Below are 18660 nucleotides of genomic sequence, written 5' to 3'. Positions count from 1 at the left end.
GCGAGCTTAGTCGAGGATCCCGACGATGTAGCCGACAAAGAAGAGCACCACTAAGAGCACCACCACGGCGATCATGACGATCCAGAGGTACTGGACGAAGCCCCGGTCCTCGCGGATCCGCGGCCCTTGCGGCCCCACCGAGGTTCCCTCCCCGGGCGGTGTTTCACCGGGCGGTACGCCGCCGCCCGGCTCGAGACCGGTGAGGTTGTTTTCAAGGGGATCCGGATTTTGGGATGTCACGGTGTGCTCCTGTTCTACACAGCGCCGCTAGAGTGATGCCTGGGCGTCGAGGGTCTTTTTCATCCCGTCCATGGCGGGTCCCGCGAGGGAGTTGAACGCCGGCCGGACAAAGGGTTCGGCGAACTTGAGCATGCCCTTGAGCTGGAACTCCGCCGTGTAGTCCACCTTGGAACCCGTCCCTGCCGGCGAGACGTCGATGGTGTCTACGGAGATGACCGATTTGTTCTCGCCACGCAGCGTGATCCGGTTGGCCGTCAGCTCAATCACCTCATAGGTCAGCGCCTGGCGCTTGCCGCGGAACTCGGCTTCCGCGTGGTACCGGTGCCCCACCGCCACTGGTCCCTCGGAGAGCTTGTCCACCACTGGGGTCCCGGGGTCCCATTCGGGGGTGTGCTCAAACGCTGACAAGTAGGTGAAGGCCCTGGCGGGGTCAAGGGTGGACTGGACAGTGCCGTGAACTGTGATCATGCCCAAGCCTAACCAGAACGCCTGCGATCGCACCCGGCCGGGGCCCGAAAATCTTCAGCGCCACAAGTCACGTCCCCCTCCACGGGCCCCGCCGTCAGCCTAGGATGGGCGGGTGACTTCCCTGGACCGGCCCGCGATCGGCCCCATCACCCTGACCGGCAAATACGTCGTCCTCGAGCCGCTGCGCCCGGACCACCACGACGGCCTCGTCGAGGCGGCCCGCGACGGCGAACTGTGGCACCTCTGGTACACCAGCGTGCCCGCCCCGGAGCGGATGGCCGCCGAGATTGAGCGTCGGCTGGCCCTGCAGGACAACGGATCCATGCTGCCCTTCACCACGCGGCTGATTGACCCCGCCACCGGCGGACCGGGCCGGGTGATCGGCATGACCACCTACATGAACATCGACGCCGCCACGCCCCGGGTGGAGATCGGCTCCACCTGGAACGCGGCGTCCGTGCACGGCAGCGGCAGCAACCCGGACTCCAAACTGCTGCTGCTGCGGCACGCCTTCGAAACGCTGGGGTGCCCCGCCGTCGAGTTCCGGACCCACTGGCTCAACCACCAGTCCCGCGAGGCGATCGCGCGGCTGGGCGCCAAACAGGACGGGGTGCTCCGCAGCCACACCCGCAGCAGCGACGGCGCGCTGCGGGACACCGTGGTTTATTCCATCCTCGAGCACGAGTGGCCGATGGTCCGGAATGCGCTGGAATCCAGGCTGGCCAGCCGACGCTAAGCGTCGGCAGCCTGGCCAGCCTGGCAAGCCTGGACGAGGCAACGCTAAGCGGCACTGGGCCAGGCTAGGGAGCCGAATAAGCCCCGGCCGCACTCATCGACGCGTAGTACGCCTCGTAGCCGTCAGCGTTCGGGTGGAAGTTGTCGGGACTGCTCGGGTCGGCCAGGTTGAGATTGATCCACGGGTCCGCCGAGTTGATGCCGTGGCCGGCGAACGCGGCCCGGACGTCGACGTACTCCGCTCCGGTGGCCCCGGCAGCGGCGGCAATGGAGCCGTTCAGACCGTCGGCCAGCAGAGTTGCCTTGTAGATGAACACGGACATCGGATCGGTCTGGCCGGCAGCCACCGGATCGTAGAGGTAAGGATATCCGGTCACCACGATCTCGGCGTTGGGCGCGGTAGCCTTCACACTCTGGATCATCGCAATCACGTCGCCGGCCAGTTTTTGGCTGGTGATCTCGTTCGCGGCGAAGGCGCTGGCAGCGTCACACGCCGGAGCAGCGGTCGGATCGAGAATGGCCGCGCCGCAGGCCGTGATGATGGCCCCAAACCCGAGGTTGTTGCCGCCGGCCGTGATGGTCACCAGCTCCGTGCTTTTGTTCAGCCGTTCCAGCTGGGTGCTCACGACTTCCTGGGTGGTTTTGCCGCTGCAGGCCGCGTTGGTGACCAGTTTGATGGCCTTGGTGTCAGCCGCGAGTTCGGAATAGGTATTACCGCTCCGGTAGCAGTCATCCAGGTACGGTCCCGCTCCCTGCCCGGCGGCATAGGAGTCCCCGAGCGCGATGTACTTGGCCTTGTCCACGGCCTGCGCCGGGACCGCCGCGAGACCGGCCGCCATGGCCAGGGTGGCGAGACCGGCAGCCAAAGCCGTTCGCCGGCGTCGAATTGTCAGATTTCCCATGGTGTTTCCCCTCAGTAGCACGCGGGTTCAGCGCCCCGTGCCGTGATGAGGTGTCAGTCCCGGCGGCGGGTGGGCTGAAAAAAGAGCCCGGCTGCTACCGGGTTCACCGCCACCCTACTCGCGGGCCTGATCCCGGCACCATGCCAATCGTCCCGTTGCGGAAATCTTTCGGAATGTCGGCCCGTGGATTCCTTCCGGGGCGTGTGCTTAGCTGTCAGAATGACGATTCCTGCCGCGCCCGGTGGCCCAGCCACAGGGAGGAGGCTGCCCGGAGCCATGGACTGGGACGGGGCGGTAAACGCCTGGCACGTCGCCGGCAGTGTGTTCCGGATGGGACGCCGCGAGTGGCTCACCGACACCGGCTGGCAGCAGGCGTACGACGGCGGCATCCGGACGGTGATCGACCTCCGCAACCCGGCCGAGATCCGCCGCCGCGAGACTGATCCCCGGGTGAGCACCGAGATCCTGGCAGCGTTCGACGTCGTGCACGCCCCCACCGAGGACCCCGGCAACACTGAATTCCGTGAGCTCTGCGTTCCCTACCTGAACGATCCGGCGTCGTACGCGGACAATGCACGGATCTTCCCGGACAAGCTCGCCGGTGTCTTCAAAGCGGTGGCGGAGGCGCGCGGCGGCGTGGTGATCCATTGCTCGGCCGGGCGGGACCGCAGCGGGATGATCGCGGCCATGCTCCAGGACCTCGCCGGCGCCGGTGAGGACGCCATTGCCGGCGGCTACGAGCGGGCCGCGCGGGGCATCAACGAACACCACCGGGTGTCGGCGGTCCCGCATCCGCACGAAAGGTATCTGCCTGAGGAGGTTCTCGTGCCGCTGCTTGAAACGCGGCGGGAAAGCCTGCTGCGGTTTGTGCGCCACGTAAGGACCGGTGAATTCCTGCGACACAATGGGGTAACGGACCCGGAGGTGACGGCTATTCTGGCCAAACTGGGGCGCTAGAGTATCCGGGTGATGACACCGAAGTTTCAGCTGACAGCGCGAGCGGTGGCGGCTGCCGCCCTCGCGCTCGCGGGCTCGTTCCAAGCCGTTCCTGCACTGGCCGAAGCCGGGGGACCGGAACCCGTGTCTGCAGCTTCGACGTCGGCTCCGGCCGGCACGACGGCGACGGTTGAGTCCACGACGACGACGGCACCGGCGCCGACGACGTCAGCGGCACCGGCGCCAGCAGCGGCCCCGCCGGCAATCAGCGACGCCGGACTGGCGGAAGCCATCCGGCGCGACCTGGGCATGACCCTGGAGGAGTTCAACGCCGCGGGCCAGCTGGCCAGGACCGCCGCCGACGCCCTCCCGTCCCTGCAGGAGATCCCCGGTTACCTGGGCATCAGCCTCCGGGACGGAAAAATCCTCGTCGAAGGCAGCGGCGCCGAGCTGATGGCCCAGTTGGATGAACTGAACGCAGCCGGAAGCGCGGCAGAGTTCGTCCTCGTGGCGCCGGCAGCTGACGCGGCCACTCCAGCCTCCGATTCGCCGGCTGTTGACCCCTCGACTCCTCCGGCCGATTCACCCTCGGCGGCGCCCTCTGCGTCGCCCTCCGCGGTGCCCTCGGCGGCCGAGCTGCTCGCATCCAGCACGGAGCAGCTGTTCCAGGCCTACGTCCGCGAGGTGGGGCCGGCCGGACTGCAGGCCGTCGCCTACTCCGGGGGGAAATTCGTTGTCCGCACCGGCGGGACAAACACGGCCGAAGCCGGCCTGTCCCAGGCCCAGGCAACCGCTCCGGCAACCGACCAGCCAACCGCTCCGGCGATGGCCACGGACCAGCGAGCGGCCACGGTGCCCGAGCCCGGGGCCACAGCCACGGCACCCAGGAAGATCTCCCCGGCTGACTTCGTGGCCCGGTACGCCAACGTCCAGCTGGAGCAGGGGTCCCCGGTCACCACCGAAGCGGACGTTTTCGGCGGGGAAGGCGTCGCCATTGACCGGCGGACCATCTGCTCGACGGGATTTGGCGCCTTCAGCGCAGCGGGACTTCCGGTCGTGCTGACGGCGGGGCACTGCGCCGAAGACGGCGCGGCACGGATCGCCGAGCTGGAGCCGCCGCTCTCCGCCACGGCGGGCGGGGCGGCACCCCTGCCCCGCACGCTCGCCCCGCTCGGCAGCTTCGGCTTCAGCCAGTTCGGCGGGCCACTCAATTCCTGGATCACCGGAACCAACGAAGCCCCCGGCAACGTGGGCACGGACATCGCCGTGATCGAGGCGCTCGACGGCGGAGCCAACCTGCAGCCGGCCGCGAGCACCTGGGCCGACCCAGCGAATCCCGGCGCTACCGCGGTGAAGATCATCGGTACGGTTGCCCCGTTCCAGGGCCAGGAAGTGTGCCGCTCCGGGCGGACCGAGGGCTGGTCCTGCGGCCAGGTAGAGGAAACCGGCATCTACGTGGTGGGCGGACGAACCACCGCAGCCGCAGACCTGCGGGCCTTCCGCGGCTTCTTGTCCAAGAATGTCCAGTCCCGCGGGGGAGACTCCGGCGGGCCCTGGATCAGCGGCAACTTCGCCGTGGGCACCCATTCGGCCGGCGAAACGTCCGGCGAGAACTTCGCCATCGCCACCACCCTCGAGGACGCCCTCACCAAAATCCCCACCGGCGTGCAACTCCAGCTGTTCCTGAACAAGCCCGAGCTCGCGGCGCCGGAAAGCCTGGCTGTCCTGTCGGGCCAACCCATTACGGGCCGGGTCCCGGCGGCTCCGGCGTCGGCCGTTGCCGCCGACTCGAAAGTCCGCATCACCATTGACAAGCAAACGGACAAGCAAACGGACAAGCAAACGGATCAGCAAACGGATCAGCAAACGGACCAGCAAACTGGCCAGCAAACTGGCCAGCAAACGGTGGAAGTGCCGGTCGACGCCGACGGCAACTGGGCCTTCCCCGCCCCCGAGAGCAACGGTCCGCTGAAGTTCACGGCGGAGACGGTGAACGGATTCAGCCGCTCCGGCCCGGTTTCCCTGGCCGTCGAGGTGACTGACCTGGACGCACCTGTGATCTCGTCACCGGACGAGGGAGCGGTGCTGAAGACCCTCACCCGCATTGACGGCACCGGCACCCCTGGACATACCGTGAAACTTACGGGTGACATCACCGGCACCGCAGTCGTCGCGGCGGATGGCCAATGGACCATTCCCGTCGAGGGAGCCGCGACCGGCCCGCTCACGGTCCGCGCCGTCCAAACATCCCTTGGCACGGTGGACAGCCCGCCCGTCGTCCGGAACTTCACCGTTGTTGTCCCGGTCGAGCCTGTTGTTCCGACAGAGCCCGTCGTCCCGGTGGAGCCTGTAGAGCCGTCGGAACCTGTGGCACCGGTGGAGCCTTCGGTCCCGACAGAGCCCGTCGTCCCGTCGGAGCCGCCGGCACCGGCACCGGCAGAGCCCGTGGCACCGGCAGAGCCCGTGAATCCGGTGCTTCCAGCCGGCGCAAGCCAGCCGCCTGCCGCCTCCGGCGAACTGCCGGACACCGGCGCCGGTTCGCTGCTGCCGGCGGCGGGACTTGCCGGCGGCGCGATCCTGCTCGGCGGTGTCCTGCTGGCCGCCACGCGGCGCAGGGCGACCGGCTAACTACCGCCGCACGGCGCCGGCGGAGCTATCCAACTTCCGCACGGCGCCGGGCGACCCGCTCACTGCCCCTGGCCCCCGCTACTGGAAGTCAGCCAGCCAGAGGTCCGGGCCAAACACCTCGTATTGGATGTCCTTGGCCGGAACACCGCCGGCCACCAGCGCGCTCCGGACGGACTTCAGGAACGGCAGGGGACCGCAGAGGTAGTACTCGGCGTCGTCGGGGAGGTCCACCGCACCGACATCCATAAAGCCGGAGAACTCCGATCCGGACGCTGTGCCGCCCACGGTGGGATTCAGGAACCACGTCTTCAGCGTCCCGTCCGGCAAGGTGCCCAGATCCTCCCGGACCTGCCCCCGGAGCGGGAAGGACTCCTCGCTGTCATCGGCATGCAGCAGCACCACCTGCCGCTGGGAGCCGGACTTGACGAGGTGCGAAAGCATGCCGGCCATCGGGGTGATCCCGATCCCCGCGCTGGCCAGGACCAGGGGCCGGTCCGTGTACTCCATGACCACATCGCCGAAGGGTGCTGAGAGCACCACCTCGTCGCCCACCCGGACCTCGTTGTGCAGCAGTTTGGACATCTCGCCGTCGGGAGTCCCGAGTCCGTGGACCCGTTTCACCGCAAACTGGCGGTGCTGACCGTCGTCGGCCTTTGTCAGGCTGTACTGCCGGGGCTGGTGGACGCCGTCGTGCATAGCCATCTTGATCGTGACGTACTGCCCCGGCAGAGACGGCTTGACCTCGCGCTCATCAACCCGTTCCACCACGAACCGGACCACGTCGTCCGTCTCCTGGATCCGCTCGGCCACCCGCCAGGTCCGCCAGATCGTGTCCGGGGTGAGGTGCACCGCGTTGTACAGCCCGCGTTCCTTATTGATGAGCATGTTCGCCATCAGCCAGTAGACCTCGTCCCAGGCTGCGGCGACGTCGGGTGTGACGGCGTCCCCCAGCACATCCACGATGGCCCACATCAGATGGTCGTGGACAATCTGGTACTGGTCCGGGCTGAGCCCCAGCGAAACGTGCTTGTGGGCGACCCGTGACAGGAGGTGGTCCGGGACCTGGTCCACGTTGTTCACAAGCAGCCCGGCGAACGCCGCGATGGAACCGGCGAGTGCCTGCTGCTGGCGCCCGTCCGCCTGGTTCCCCCGGTTGAATAGCCCATCCAGGAGGTCCGGCCGAGCCTCGAACATGTGTTTGTAGAAGCGCTTGGCGATCTCCTCGATGTGCTCGCCGACGACCGGCAGCGTTGCCTTGATGACGGGAAGTGAGGTGTCTGAAAGCATGGTGGATCCCTTCCGGTGAAACCGGTTTTACCCAGCGGTGTCGGGTGAATCAGCACTTCCACGCTAACAGTGACGGCGCGGGGCCTTCCGGGTCCACCGGCCCTACAGCTATGGGCGGGATGGGTGTAAGCGTGCCCAACAGCGCATCCTTTGCCGGATGCGCAGCTGGGCAGCTCTTCAGGGCCGTTCCGACGGCTCAGCCGTCGTTATCGGATCAGTGGCGGTGGTGGCCACGCCATTTGGCCGAGTCGACCACCTGGACCGCAACGCCGAGGGTGCCGTCCTCCAGGCTGCCCCAGGCGTACACAATCGTGTTCTTGCCCGCCTCGACCGGAACATCCGCCGGGCCGATCAGGGGCGCGGTAGTGCCGGCGGCCGCAACCGAGGCGGACACCGTTCCGGCCTCCAGCGTCAGCACCTCCTGCTCGGGGTTCTCCAGGCCCTCGATGACCGCGGTGTCGCCGGCAAGGACGTCGACGGCGGGCGCCGCCGCCACGTGCCGGACCGTCAGCTTGCCCTCGCCCTGGGGACTGGGCCGGGTGCTGTTCTTGAACAGGGTGGCGGTGGGGTCCCCGTCGGCATCCAGGTGCGCGACGGCGGTGTAGTTCCGGCCCTCCTTGAGGTGGACCTTGACCGGGCCGATCACCGGGTTGTCGGCGCTGGTGGCGTCGGCGGCCGTGATGGCGATCTTGTAGCTGCCGTGGTCGAGCTTCAGCGGGCCCGCGAGGGTGCCGGGCTCGAAGTCGTCCAGGGTGAGCTTGCCATCCACCCACACGTCCACGGTGAGGCCGGGCACGCCGTGCAGGACGGACAGGAGGGCATCGTCGCTGTGGTGCCTGCCGCCGTCGTGATTCCCGCCGGCCTGGGCGGGGGCGGCGAAGGCGAGGGCTGCCAGCATCGACACGGCCCCGGCGGCATATACGGTTTTGCGCATTTCAAACTCCTCGTTGAGTTGCCCGGATCCGGGCGGTGATTTGCTTACACCGTTACTACCGGCCGGGGCACCCGTTTGGATGCAGCCTGCCGGACTTTTGCCCGCGCCGGGTTCGCGCGCCGGGTTCGCGCGCCGGGTGCCTTCGCCGGGTTCGCGCGCCGGGTGCCTTCGCCGGGTTCGCCGGAAAACGTCGACGTCGCCGTAACCTTACGGCGAGCCCGCAGGTATGGGGCGACCCCGGCGGTTTCGCCTCAGTCCCGACGTCCCGCCGCCCCCTCAGCCCCTGCGGTCCAGCAGCAGGTTGGTGATCCGCAGGGTGCAGAGCCGTTCGCCGGCGGCGTTGTTGATCAGCACCTCGTGGGTGGTGACGGTGCTGCCGAGATGGATGGGGGTGGCGATGATCGTGATGAGCCCCTCGCGGGCGGACTTGTGGTGGGTGGCGGAGACGTCCACGCCGACGGCGGTCTTGCCCAGGGTGCTGGCGTGGATGACCGCGGCCCAGGAGCCCACCGCCTCCCCGACCGCCAGCGAGGCGCCGCCGTGCAGCAGCCCGAAGGACTGCCGGTTGCCCTCCACCGGCATGGTGGCGACGACCCGCTCGACGGATTCCTCAACGATCTTCACGCCCATTTTCTCGTCGAGTTCGCCGAGGGTGATCTTCCACAGCTCGGTACTGCGGGGCTCGGGCGTCATAACGTCTCCTCTGTGGCCGGAAATCCAGGGGTCCCGGCGGGTCAGTGCCCCCGCAGCTAGTGTGCGGCAGGCCTCATTCATGTACTGTAGACATATTACCGAACGGACGGTCAGTAATGCTGGCCGTGTTGATCTTGCCCCTGTTGGAAGGACCCGTCAACGATGACCACCACTGCAACTGCTCCGGAACCCACAGTAGACACTGTCGAGATCGTTCCCAGTTTCATCAGGGATTCCTGGTGGACTCCCGACGCCGGCTCCGCAGCCGGCGCTGCCTCCGTCCTGGACGCGAGCACGGGTGAACTCCTCGCCAAGGTGAGCACCGAGGGACTCGACCTCGCCGCCGTCGTGGATTACGGACGCACCACCGGCCAGGCGGAACTCGGCAAGCTGACCTTCCATCAGCGCGCGCTCAAGCTCAAGGAGCTGGCGCAGTACCTGAACGGCCGCCGCGAGGAGTTCTACGCGCTCTCCGCCCAGACCGGCGCCACCAAGATCGACTCGATGGTCGACATCGACGGCGGCATCGGCGTGCTCTTCACCTTCGGCTCCAAGGGCCGGCGCGAACTCCCCAACGCCCAGGTGATCGTGGACGGGCCCATGGAGGTGCTGTCCAAGGACGGTTCCTTCGCCGGCGAGCACATCTACACCCGCATCCCCGGCGTCGCCGTGCAGATCAACGCCTTCAACTTCCCGGTGTGGGGCATGCTCGAAAAGCTGGCCCCGGCCTTCATCGCCGGCGTGCCCACCATCGTCAAGCCCGCCACCCCCACCGGCTACGTCACCGCCGCCGTGGTCAAGGCGATCATCGAATCCGGCATCCTGCCCAAGGGTTCGCTGCAGCTGATTTCCGGCTCGGTCCGCACCATGCTGGACCACCTCGACTACCGCGACATCGTGGCCTTCACCGGCTCCGCCTCCACCGCCAACACGCTCAAGTCCCACGTCAACGTGGTTAAGGGAGGGGTCCGCTTCACCTCGGAAACCGACTCCCTGAACGCCTCGATCCTGGGCCCGGACGCCGTCAAGGGCACCCCGGAGTTCGACGCCTTCATCAAGTCCCTCGTCACCGAAATGACCGCCAAGGCCGGCCAGAAGTGCACCTCGATCCGCCGGGCCATTGTGCCGCAGGAGCTGGTGCAGGACGTCATCACCGCCGTGGGGGAGCGGATCCAGGAGCGTATTGTCCTCGGTGACCCGCGCGCCGAGGGCGTCAACATGGGTGCCCTGGCGTCCCTGGAGCAGCTCGCCGATGTGCGCGCGGCCGTCCAGTCCATGCTCGACGCCGGCGGCGAACTCGCCTACGGCACGCTCGATTCGCCGAAGGTCACCAGCGCGGACGGTACGGTCGGCGTCGTCGACGACGGCGCCTTTATGTCCCCGGTGCTGCTGAGCTGGGCGGATCCGGAAGCCGAAGAGGTCCACTCGCTGGAAGCCTTCGGCCCGGTCTCCTCGGTGATCGGCTACACGGACCTGGCCGACGCCGTCCGCCTCGCCGCCCGCGGTGGTGGCTCGCTCGTCGCCTCGGTCTGCACCAACGACCCCGACGTCGCCCGCGAACTCGTCACCGGTATCGCCGCCCACCACGGCCGCGTGCACATGCTCAACCGCGAGGACGCCCGCAGCTCCACGGGCCACGGTTCACCGGTCCCGCACCTGGTCCATGGCGGCCCGGGCCGCGCCGGCGGCGGCGAGGAGCTCGGCGGCATCCGCTCCGTGCTGCACCACATGCAGCGCACCGCCATCCAGGGTTCGCCGAACATGCTGACCGCGGTCACCGGCGTCTGGCACACCGGCGCCGACCGCAACTTCACGGTCGAGACCGAGGGCCAGCACCCGTTCCGGAAGCACCTGAGCACCCTGCACATCGGGGACGCCATCCGCTCCGAGCTGCGCGAAGTGACCCTGGACGAGATCACGAAGTTCGCCAACACCACCGGCGACACCTTCTATGCCCACACCAACCAGGAGGCCGCCGAGGCCAACCCGTTCTTCCCGGGCATCGTGGCGCACGGCTACCTGCTGCTGGCCTGGGGCGCCGGGTTGTTCGTGGAGCCCGCTCCGGGTCCCGTGCTGGCGAACTACGGCCTGGAGAGTCTGCGCTTCATCACTCCGGTGGCCGCGGGGGACTCCATCCGGGTCACCCTGACCGCCAAGAAGATCACCCCGCGCGAGACCGACGAGTACGGCGAGGTTGCCTGGGACGCCGTCCTGACCAACCAGAACGACGAAATCGTGGCCACCTACGACGTCCTCACCCTCGTGGAGAAATAGGCACCGCCGCACCCCAGCACCGCCGCACCCCCGCGCCGCCGCACCGCCGCACCGCCGCCGAGGTGAGACTTCACGCCCATTGTCCGCCCGGACACGGGCGCGAAGTCTCACCTCGGCGCGAACATTTGCAGGCTCTTTCCACCCGGCTCCGGCGTAAAATTTTCAACGTAGGAGGTGGCGAAATGACCCTAGTTTTGAACAAAGCCACAACAGTCCTGCCGGTCGATGATGTCGAGCGCGCCCACCGCTTCTATGCGGAAACCCTGGGCCTCCCGCTCCGCGGCAAGGCAGACGACGGAAGCGAACTATATGGCAGCGAAGGCGGCCCCATGCTGCAGTTGATGCCTGTCAGGGACGGAAAGCATTCCGAGCACACAACCCTGAGTTTTGAAGTCTCCGAGATCGAGCGGACCGTCCGCGAGATGGAAGCCAAGGGCGTCCAGTTCCAGGACTACGACCAGCCTGATCTCAAGACCGAGAACCACATCTGTACAACAGATTCCGAGAAGTGCGCCTGGTTCATGGACACCGAGCACAACATCCTCTGCGTCCACGAGAACATCACCTCGCCGGTGGATTACCAGCTCTAACCGGCAGTTGCACCCTAACGAACAGCGCCCCGGCTTCCGTCGGGGCGCTGTTCCGTGCTGGAGGCTGCTGCCGGGTGCTCAACGAGCCCCCGCACCGCCGGGACGGGACCACGGCGACACCGGGCGGGGCTGAAGGATGCCATCGACCGTCAGGTCCACCCTCTCGTTGAAGAAACTGATGAGCCCGTGGATCTGGGCGGCGTCGAGGTACCGCCGGTCATAGCTCCACGCCAGGTTCCTGCCCTGCGCGGAGCCCGGGTAGCTCCAGTAGCGGGCCTGGCCCTTGTAGGGACAGACCGTCCGCTTCGGGCTCTCCTCCAGCAGGTCCAGCCGCACGTCCGCGGGCGGGATGTAGTAACGCACCGGGAGCATCGTCTCGTAGAGCATCTGCGCGCCATTGGTGCGGGCCAGCGTCACGCCGTCGAGCGCCACCTCCACGTCCACGGACGACGCGCGGATATCCACGCGGTGGAACGGATCCCGCGGGTGGCCGATGATTTCCTCGTCGTCCTCGCGCCAGTCGAAGGCCGCGAAATCGAGCACGATGTAGCCGGCCAGGTCGGGGTCCTCGGGCCGGAAAGCGGCCCGCGAAGCGGTCGCCGCTGCCGTCACGACGTCGAATTCCTCGCCGGCGATGGTGTGATTGCCAAACGCCGTGGAGGGGTCCAGCGAGGTCGGGGCCGCGCCTTGCCGAAGGGCGAAGGGGTGCACCCCGGCCGAAGCCGCGGGCAGGGCCGGTGCGGAGAGCCCGGCCAGCAGTTCGTGTTCCGGCACGGCAAAGACGGGGGTGATCCGCCGCGGTTCCCAGACCAGCCAGGCCTGCAGGGAATCGACGACGGCGGTCCGGTTGAGGCTCGCGCGGACCCTTTTGGCGGTGGGTTCGTACCGCAGCTGGGGGAAGGTGCCCATGAGCACCCTGGAGAGTCTGGTGGCCATCCTCCCAGCGTGGCCCCGGCGCCAGGCGCCGTCAATGGGAGGCGGGCGCCGCGCCTTCCGCAGCCCGGGACGCGGGACCCCGGGTGGAGGCGGGGTGGACTACCGGGGGACGTGGAGGCCGTGGAAGGCCATGGTGATGACGTCGTCGGCCAGTTTCTCGGGGGAGAGGGAGCCGCCGGGTTTGTACCACTCGACGATGGAGTTGATGGTGCCGAAGAGCAGCCGGGTGACGGTGCGGGGGTCGATGTCCTGGCGGAGCGACCCCTCGTCGCGGGCGGCGGAAATCAGGGCCGCGACCTTGTGGTCAAAGGCGCGCCGGCGTTCCATCGCGTCGCGTTCGATCTCGGTGTTGCCGCGCAGGCGCAGCAGCAGGGTGACGAACGGGAGCCGCTCCACCAGCACCGAGATGGTCTCGCGAAGGACGAACTCCAGCCGCGCCTCGGCGGAACCGGTCTGGGCCTGCAGCTGGTCCAGGATCGCCTCAAGGCCACCCAGGGCGTGGTCCAACGCGAGCTTCAGAAGATCGCCCTTGGACGGCACGTGGTGGTAGATGGCTGACTTCGAGATGCCCAGGTTTTCAGCGAGGATGCCCATGGACGTGGCGTCGTAGCCATGGCGGTTGAAGACGTCGACAGCGATCACGAGTACCGACTGCTGGTCGTAACCGGGTCGGCCGCGTTTGGTGCTGGCTGCTGTTGTGGGCATACTCGCTAGTTTCTCACGATCGGGAGATCAGCCGGCCCGCCGGGGCGGCCGCGCTGGGCCGGCCCGGCGGGCTGGACATGATGGGGTCAGGCCTTGGGACGCATGTCGTAGATCCGGCGGAGCTTGCCGTTGGACCGCTCCAGGGAGCCGGGCTCGACGACGTCGACGGCGCAGGAGGATCCGACGTGGATCTTGATCTGCTGCTGCAGGACCTTGGCGGCCGAGGCGACACCCTCGACCGTGACGGACTCGCGGCGTTCGATCCGGACGGTCAGCTGGTCCATCCGCTGGCCCTCCGGGCGGGTGAGCTCAAGCTGGAAGTGCGGGCTCAGCTCGGGGATGCGCAGAGCGATTTCCTCGATCTGCGAGGGGAACAGGTTCACGCCGCGCAGGATGATCATGTCGTCGCTGCGGCCGGTGATGCGGCCCATGCGGCGGTGTGCGGGGCGGGCGGTGCCGGGCAGCAGGCGGGTGAGGTCCTTGGTGCGGTACCGGATGATCGGCAGCGCTTCCTTGGTGAGCGAGGTGAAGACCAGCTCGCCGTGTGCTCCGTCGTCCAGGACCACGGAGGGGTCGAAGGCGTCGATGATTTCGGGGCGGAAGTGGTCCTCCCAGATGTGGCTGCCGTCTTGGGTTTCCACGGCCTCGCCGGCGACGCCCGGGCCCATGACCTCGGAGAGCCCGTAGATGTCACAGGCCTTGATGTTCATGGTCACTTCGAGCTCGTGGCGCATTTCCTCGGTCCACGGCTCGGCACCCAGCACGGCGTACTTGAGCGAGGTGGAGGCGGGGTCGATGCCCTGCTTCATCATCGCGTCGGCGATGGTCAGCAGGTAGGTCGGAGTGGCCAGGATCGCGTCCGGCTTGAAGTCCTGGATCAGCGTGATCTGGCGTTCGGTCTGGCCGCCGGAGATCGGGATGACGGTGCAGCCGAGGGCCTCGGCGCCGCCGTGGGCGCCCAGGCCGCCGGTGAACAGGCCGTAGCCGTAGGCGTTGTGGACTTTCATGCCGGGGCGGACGCCGGAGGCGCGCAGCGAGCGGGCCACGAGCTTGGCCCAGTCGGCGAGGTCCTTCTTGGTGTAGCCGACGACGGTTGCGCGGCCGGTGGTGCCGGAGCTGGCGTGGATGCGGGCCACCTCGTGCTGCGGCACGGCGAACATGCCGAAGGGGTACTCCAGGCGGAGGTCCTCCTTGGTGGTGAAGGGGAACTTGCCCAGGTCGGAGAGCTCGCGGAGGTCCGTGGGGTGGACGCCGTGCTCGTCGAACTTGCGCTTGTACAGGGGAACACGGTCGTAGGCGTAGGCCACGGTGTGCTGCAGGCGGCTGAGCTGCAATGCCTCGAGCTCGTCGCGGGAGATGGTTTCTTCGCGGTCCAGGACAGCATCACTGGTGGGTGCGACGGTTTCTTGGGTCATCTGGGGTTCCCTGTTTCTATTTCTTGGAGATGGTGCGGCTGCGGCCGCGGAACTCGGCGACGAGTTCGCCCGGGAGGATATCGGTGGGGAGCTGGCCCGGAACCGTAGCGGTCGGGGCCGTGGCGGCGGGGACGGTGCCCGGGGCCGCGTCGGCGGGTGCTGCGCCGGCGGGTGCCGGCAGTCCGGCTGCAGGCACGCCCGCGACGGGATCGGCGGCATAGATCTGGATGTCGTAGAGCCCGCTGCGTCCGGTGCTGGCGCGGCGGTTGGCCACGGCGGTCAGCACTTGGCCGCGGAAGGCCGGCTTGAGGAAGTTGATGTCGACGCCGGACGCCACGGTGATGTTGCCCTCGTCAGCCGGGCTCGGGTTGGTCTGGTTGCAGGCCAGCGCGAAGGCGGTGTCGCCGAAGGCGAAGATCATTCCGCCGTGGGCCATGCCGAATCCATTAAGCATTTCCTGCCGGAGCATCATGCGGATGGTGGCATGTCCGTCGTCCAGTGCCACAACCTCGATGCCCATCCACTCCGAGGCGTAGTCGTCTTTAAGGATGGGGTGGGTGCTACCGGAAATCGTCAGTTCAGCCATGCGTCATTGCCTCCAGCTTTATTTACCGAATGTTCATTAGGTAATCCCATTTGGGTGCCTTCTGTCAAGAGCTGGCGGGCGTATGAAGCTCACGGCGGACACGGCTGGGCGGCCGGAAAACGGTCGGAAACGCCCGGAATCGAGCGGCGAACCGCGAGAAACGCGGCCCGGCGGCACCGGCGCGGAGCGTCACCGGCCGCAGAGAGGAAGGCCGGCGTGCAGGCCGCCCGTCAGGCCGGCGTGGACAGGCCGGCGTGGACGGACCGGAGGTCAGTTCCGTTCGAAAGTCAGGGACCAGGGTTCGCTCGCGCGGCCGGCCTGGGTCCATCCGTCCCGCCGGATGTCGCTGAGGAGCTCTTCCAGGCTGCGGGTCATTCCCGGGGCCCATTTTTCTTCCGGCGGAACCGGCGAGATAGGCGTCGGCGACGCGAAAGTGGAACTCGAATAGCGGACCTCGTCGGCCACGCGGCCAACGAACCGGAACTGCACACTGCCCGACTGGGACGCGAGGGTGGTGAGTATGCGGGCCCACCAGGCCGTGCCGCCGATGTCCTGCAGTTCCACACGAAGCGTTTCCACGAGTTCCTCCGCTCTGGTCCCCCTCACACTGGCTGGTCGGCGCCGGCAGAGTAAGGGGCCAAAGTCCTGTGGGCAGCCTCCGGGCGCCGCATGGAGAAACAGCGGCAACAAGTGAAAGTATGGAGGGACCGAGCACCCGCACAGCAAAGGGCGAACCATGGCCAAAGGAATCTACGTCAGCGCGACCACCCCGGGCTCCGGGAAGTCGCTTATAGCCCTGGGGCTGGCTGACACCCTGCACCGGCACGCGGACCGGATCGGCTTCTTCAAACCGGTGGTCAACGGCCACGACGCCGCCTCGGATCCCATGGTGGCGCTGATGAAGGCCCGGTTCAACCTCGAGGACGAGCGCTGCCGCGGCGGGCTGACCTTCCCCGAGGTCCGCAGCCTGCTCGCCGAGGGCAAGCGCGAGGAGATCGACTCCCGCTGCGTGGAGATCTTCGCTGAGATGGCCCGGCACTGCGACGTCGTGATCGTGGAGGGGACCGACCTGACCGGCCAGGACGCCGCCGTCGAGTTCGACCTCAATGCCCGGCTGGCCAACAACCTCGCCGCCCCGGTCGTCGCCGTCGTCGGCGCGAAGGGCCGCACCGTCGCGGAGACCGTCGACGCCGTCGAGGTGGCCCGCAAGGAACTCGTCGCCGAGCGGTGCGCGCTGCTGGCCATTATGGTCAACCGCGCCGACCCGGAGGACCTCGAGGCCATCGCCGCCGAGGTCCGCCCCGGCGCCTCCGGCCGTCCCGTGTACGTGCTGCCAGAGCTGGAGGAGATCGCCCGGCCCACCACCGGCGAGGTCGCCGCCGCCCTGGGGATCGGCCAGGTGGCCGGCCTGTCGGACCTGGAACGCGACGTGCGGTCGGTGAAGGTGGCGGCCATGAGCGTGGCCAACTTCCTGCACGTGCTCGACGACGGCGCGCTGGTGATCGTGCCCGGTGACCGCGCCGACGTGCTCGTCGCCTGCCTGGCCTCCTCGTTCTCGCCGGAGTTCCCGGTGCCCTCCGCCCTGATTCTCAGCGGCGGCCTGGCCCCGGACCCCACCATCTACTCGCTGCTGGCGCAGGCCCCGTTCCCGATCTTCGCCGCCCCGGACGACACCTATGTCACCGCCAAGCGCGTCTCCGAGGTGCGCAGCGAGATCTGGTCCGGGCACCGCCGCAAGGTCGCCTCCGCCCTGGGCCTCTGGGCCCGCCGGGTGGACGAGGCGGAGCTGCTGGAGCGGCTGCACCTGCCGCGGCTGGAGCGGATGACGCCGCTGCGCTTCCTGCACGACCTGATCGAACGGGCCCGCACCGAGCGCCGCCACATCGTGCTGCCGGAAGGCACGGACGTCCGCATCCTGCGTGCCGCGGAAATCCTGCACCGCCGCGACGTCTGCGAGCTGACCGTGCTGGGCCGCGAATCCGACGTCCGCGAGCTTGCCTCCACCCAGGGCATCGACCTCTCAGGGATCAACATCATCGATCCCGCCACCTCCGAGCTGCGCCAGGGGTTCGCGGAGAAGTACGCGGAGCTGCGGGCGCACAAGGGCGTGGACCTGGCCAAGGCCCTCGAGGTGATGCTGGACGGGAGCTACTTCGGCACCATGATGGTCCAGCTCGGTGTGGTCGACGGGATGGTCTCCGGCGCCGCCCACACCACCGCGCACACCATCCGGCCGGCGCTGGAGTTCGTCAAAACCCGCGACGGCGTCAAGATCGTCTCGTCCGTGTTCCTGATGCTGATGCCGGACCGGGTGCTGGTCTACGGCGACTGTGCCGTGAACCCGGAGCCCAACGTGGAGCAGCTCGCGGACATCGCCGTGGCCTCGGCCGAAACCGCGGCCCAGTTCGGCGTGGAGCCGCGGGTCGCCATGCTGTCCTACTCCACCGGCGGCTCGGGCGCCGGCGAGGCCGTGGACGCGGTCCGCCAGGCCACCGAGCTCGTGCGGTCACGCCGCCCGGACCTCGCCGTGGAAGGGCCCATCCAGTACGACGCCGCCGTCGACGCCGCCATTGCCGAGTCGAAGATGCCGGGCTCGTCCGTCGCCGGGCAGGCGACCGTCTTCATCTTCCCGGACCTCAACACCGGCAACAACACCTACAAGGCGGTCCAGCAGTCCTCCGGGGCGGTCGCCGTCGGGCCGGTGCTGCAGGGCCTGCGCAAGCCGGTCAACGACCTCTCCCGCGGCTGCACCGTGGAGGACATCGTGAACACGGTGGCCATCACAGCCATCCAGGCGCAGTCCGCGGAGCCCGCCGCCGAGCTGGCACCCGCGGCCGCCCATGCCTAGTCGGCTGTTGTCCGGTCAGTGTTGTCCGGGTCAGCTGTTTTCCGGCTCGGCCGGGCTGTCGGGATCTTCCTGCTGTGCGGGCGCATCGGCCAGGCCTGTCGGCGTGAGGTCCAGGTCCTCCAGGTTCTCGGGGGCCTCCGGGGCTTCTCCGGTCTCGGCGGCCTTGATGTCCCCTGTGTCGTCCAGGGCCGGGTTCGCGCCCTCGACGCCGGTGGGATCCGTCTTACCGGAACCGCTGTCCGGCTCAGTGCCCTCCGGCTGTGTTGTCTCCGGCTGGGTGCCCTCTGGCTGGGTGCCCTCTTGCTGGGTCGCGTCGTCGGTCATGGAAATCCCTTCGTGAGTTGTCCAGTTCGTCCGCCGACTCTAAGCGCCCGCCGCGGCTTTCGCAACGGATTGGCGGCTCCGCCCGTCCGGCAAGAGACAGTCCGGCAATTTATAGTGGTTCCACTGGAGTGCTCCGCCAGGCTCCGCCGTGTTGCCCGT

General features: G+C 68.1%; 18 protein-coding genes. 6 read left to right on the top strand and 12 right to left on the bottom strand.

Features of this window, described 5'->3' with window-relative positions; all coding sequences use genetic code 11:
• Positions 1-6: 6 nt before the first annotated feature.
• Together ABIB29_RS11840 and ABIB29_RS11835 are read right to left on the bottom strand one after the other, a co-directional pair.
• Complete coding sequence (locus ABIB29_RS11840) at positions 7-240, bottom strand: DUF6480 family protein (RefSeq protein ID WP_354173000.1); 234 nt, start codon at positions 238-240, stop codon at positions 7-9.
• A 27-nt stretch (positions 241-267) separates the two neighbouring features.
• Entirely contained in the window at positions 268-708 is a 441-nt protein-coding gene (locus tag ABIB29_RS11835; protein WP_354172999.1) for an SRPBCC family protein, read from the bottom strand.
• 112 nt (positions 709-820) lie between these two features.
• Between ABIB29_RS11835 and ABIB29_RS11830 the strand changes: the two genes are divergently transcribed.
• The gene (locus ABIB29_RS11830) at positions 821-1444 is read left to right on the top strand and encodes a GNAT family N-acetyltransferase (RefSeq protein ID WP_354172998.1); all 624 of its coding nucleotides are present in this window, start codon (positions 821-823) and stop codon (positions 1442-1444) included.
• A 64-nt stretch (positions 1445-1508) separates the two neighbouring features.
• On the opposite strand, the gene ABIB29_RS11825 is transcribed toward ABIB29_RS11830, so the two are convergent.
• Entirely contained in the window at positions 1509-2345 is an 837-nt protein-coding gene (locus ABIB29_RS11825) for an SGNH/GDSL hydrolase family protein (protein WP_354172997.1), read from the bottom strand.
• 276 nt (positions 2346-2621) lie between these two features.
• On the opposite strand from ABIB29_RS11825, the gene ABIB29_RS11820 reads away from it, so the two are divergent.
• Positions 2622-3302 (top strand): tyrosine-protein phosphatase, encoded by a 681-nt coding sequence (locus ABIB29_RS11820; RefSeq protein ID WP_354172996.1) that lies wholly within the window; start codon positions 2622-2624, stop codon positions 3300-3302.
• Between the two features lie 12 nt (positions 3303-3314).
• Positions 3315-5909 carry a S1 family peptidase gene (locus ABIB29_RS11815; RefSeq protein ID WP_354172995.1) on the top strand — a complete coding sequence of 865 codons (2595 nt, stop codon included), beginning with the start codon at positions 3315-3317 and terminating at the stop codon, positions 5907-5909.
• Between the two features lie 78 nt (positions 5910-5987).
• Here the strand turns inward: ABIB29_RS11815 and ABIB29_RS11810 are convergent, their stop codons facing one another.
• The 3 genes from ABIB29_RS11810 to ABIB29_RS11800 form a co-directional block, all read right to left on the bottom strand.
• Positions 5988-7196: a globin domain-containing protein gene (locus tag ABIB29_RS11810; RefSeq protein WP_354172994.1), complete on the bottom strand. Its 1209-nt coding sequence runs from the start codon at positions 7194-7196 to the stop codon at positions 5988-5990.
• A gap of 214 nt (positions 7197-7410) precedes the next feature.
• Positions 7411-8130 carry a DUF4397 domain-containing protein gene (locus tag ABIB29_RS11805; RefSeq protein ID WP_354172992.1) on the bottom strand — a complete coding sequence of 240 codons (720 nt, stop codon included), beginning with the start codon at positions 8128-8130 and terminating at the stop codon, positions 7411-7413.
• A gap of 276 nt (positions 8131-8406) precedes the next feature.
• Positions 8407-8823, bottom strand: coding sequence for a hotdog fold thioesterase (locus ABIB29_RS11800; RefSeq protein WP_354172990.1), 417 nt, complete (start codon positions 8821-8823; stop codon positions 8407-8409).
• A gap of 162 nt (positions 8824-8985) precedes the next feature.
• On the opposite strand from ABIB29_RS11800, the gene paaZ reads away from it, so the two are divergent.
• A complete protein-coding gene (gene paaZ / locus ABIB29_RS11795; protein WP_354172989.1) occupies positions 8986-11097 on the top strand; it encodes a phenylacetic acid degradation bifunctional protein PaaZ in 2112 nt (703 codons plus the stop codon).
• Between the two features lie 182 nt (positions 11098-11279).
• Positions 11280-11687, top strand: coding sequence for a VOC family protein (locus ABIB29_RS11790; protein WP_354172987.1), 408 nt, complete (start codon positions 11280-11282; stop codon positions 11685-11687).
• Positions 11688-11765: 78 nt separating this feature from the next.
• Here the strand turns inward: ABIB29_RS11790 and ABIB29_RS11785 are convergent, their stop codons facing one another.
• The 5 genes from ABIB29_RS11785 to ABIB29_RS11765 form a co-directional block, all read right to left on the bottom strand.
• A complete protein-coding gene (locus ABIB29_RS11785; protein WP_354172985.1) occupies positions 11766-12623 on the bottom strand; it encodes a DUF427 domain-containing protein in 858 nt (285 codons plus the stop codon).
• Between the two features lie 99 nt (positions 12624-12722).
• Positions 12723-13328, bottom strand: coding sequence for a TetR/AcrR family transcriptional regulator (locus tag ABIB29_RS11780; RefSeq protein ID WP_354172983.1), 606 nt, complete (start codon positions 13326-13328; stop codon positions 12723-12725).
• A gap of 86 nt (positions 13329-13414) precedes the next feature.
• On the bottom strand, positions 13415-14743 hold the full coding sequence (gene paaK / locus ABIB29_RS11775) for a phenylacetate--CoA ligase PaaK (RefSeq protein ID WP_354172981.1): 1329 nt from the start codon (positions 14741-14743) through the stop codon (positions 13415-13417).
• Between the two features lie 16 nt (positions 14744-14759).
• Positions 14760-15329 carry a hotdog fold thioesterase gene (locus ABIB29_RS11770; RefSeq protein ID WP_354172979.1) on the bottom strand — a complete coding sequence of 190 codons (570 nt, stop codon included), beginning with the start codon at positions 15327-15329 and terminating at the stop codon, positions 14760-14762.
• A 270-nt stretch (positions 15330-15599) separates the two neighbouring features.
• A complete protein-coding gene (locus tag ABIB29_RS11765; protein WP_354172978.1) occupies positions 15600-15908 on the bottom strand; it encodes a hypothetical protein in 309 nt (102 codons plus the stop codon).
• A 157-nt stretch (positions 15909-16065) separates the two neighbouring features.
• Between ABIB29_RS11765 and pta the strand changes: the two genes are divergently transcribed.
• Positions 16066-18177 carry a phosphate acetyltransferase gene (pta, locus tag ABIB29_RS11760; RefSeq protein ID WP_354172976.1) on the top strand — a complete coding sequence of 704 codons (2112 nt, stop codon included), beginning with the start codon at positions 16066-16068 and terminating at the stop codon, positions 18175-18177.
• A gap of 30 nt (positions 18178-18207) precedes the next feature.
• On the opposite strand, the gene ABIB29_RS11755 is transcribed toward pta, so the two are convergent.
• The gene (locus ABIB29_RS11755; RefSeq protein ID WP_354172974.1) at positions 18208-18501 is read right to left on the bottom strand and encodes a hypothetical protein; all 294 of its coding nucleotides are present in this window, start codon (positions 18499-18501) and stop codon (positions 18208-18210) included.
• Positions 18502-18660: the final 159 nt, after the last annotated feature.

The sequence above is a fragment of the Arthrobacter sp. UYEF36 genome (assembly GCF_040547025.1).
Classification (GTDB): domain Bacteria; phylum Actinomycetota; class Actinomycetes; order Actinomycetales; family Micrococcaceae; genus Arthrobacter.
This window is presented reverse-complemented; position numbering and strand designations above follow the sequence as displayed.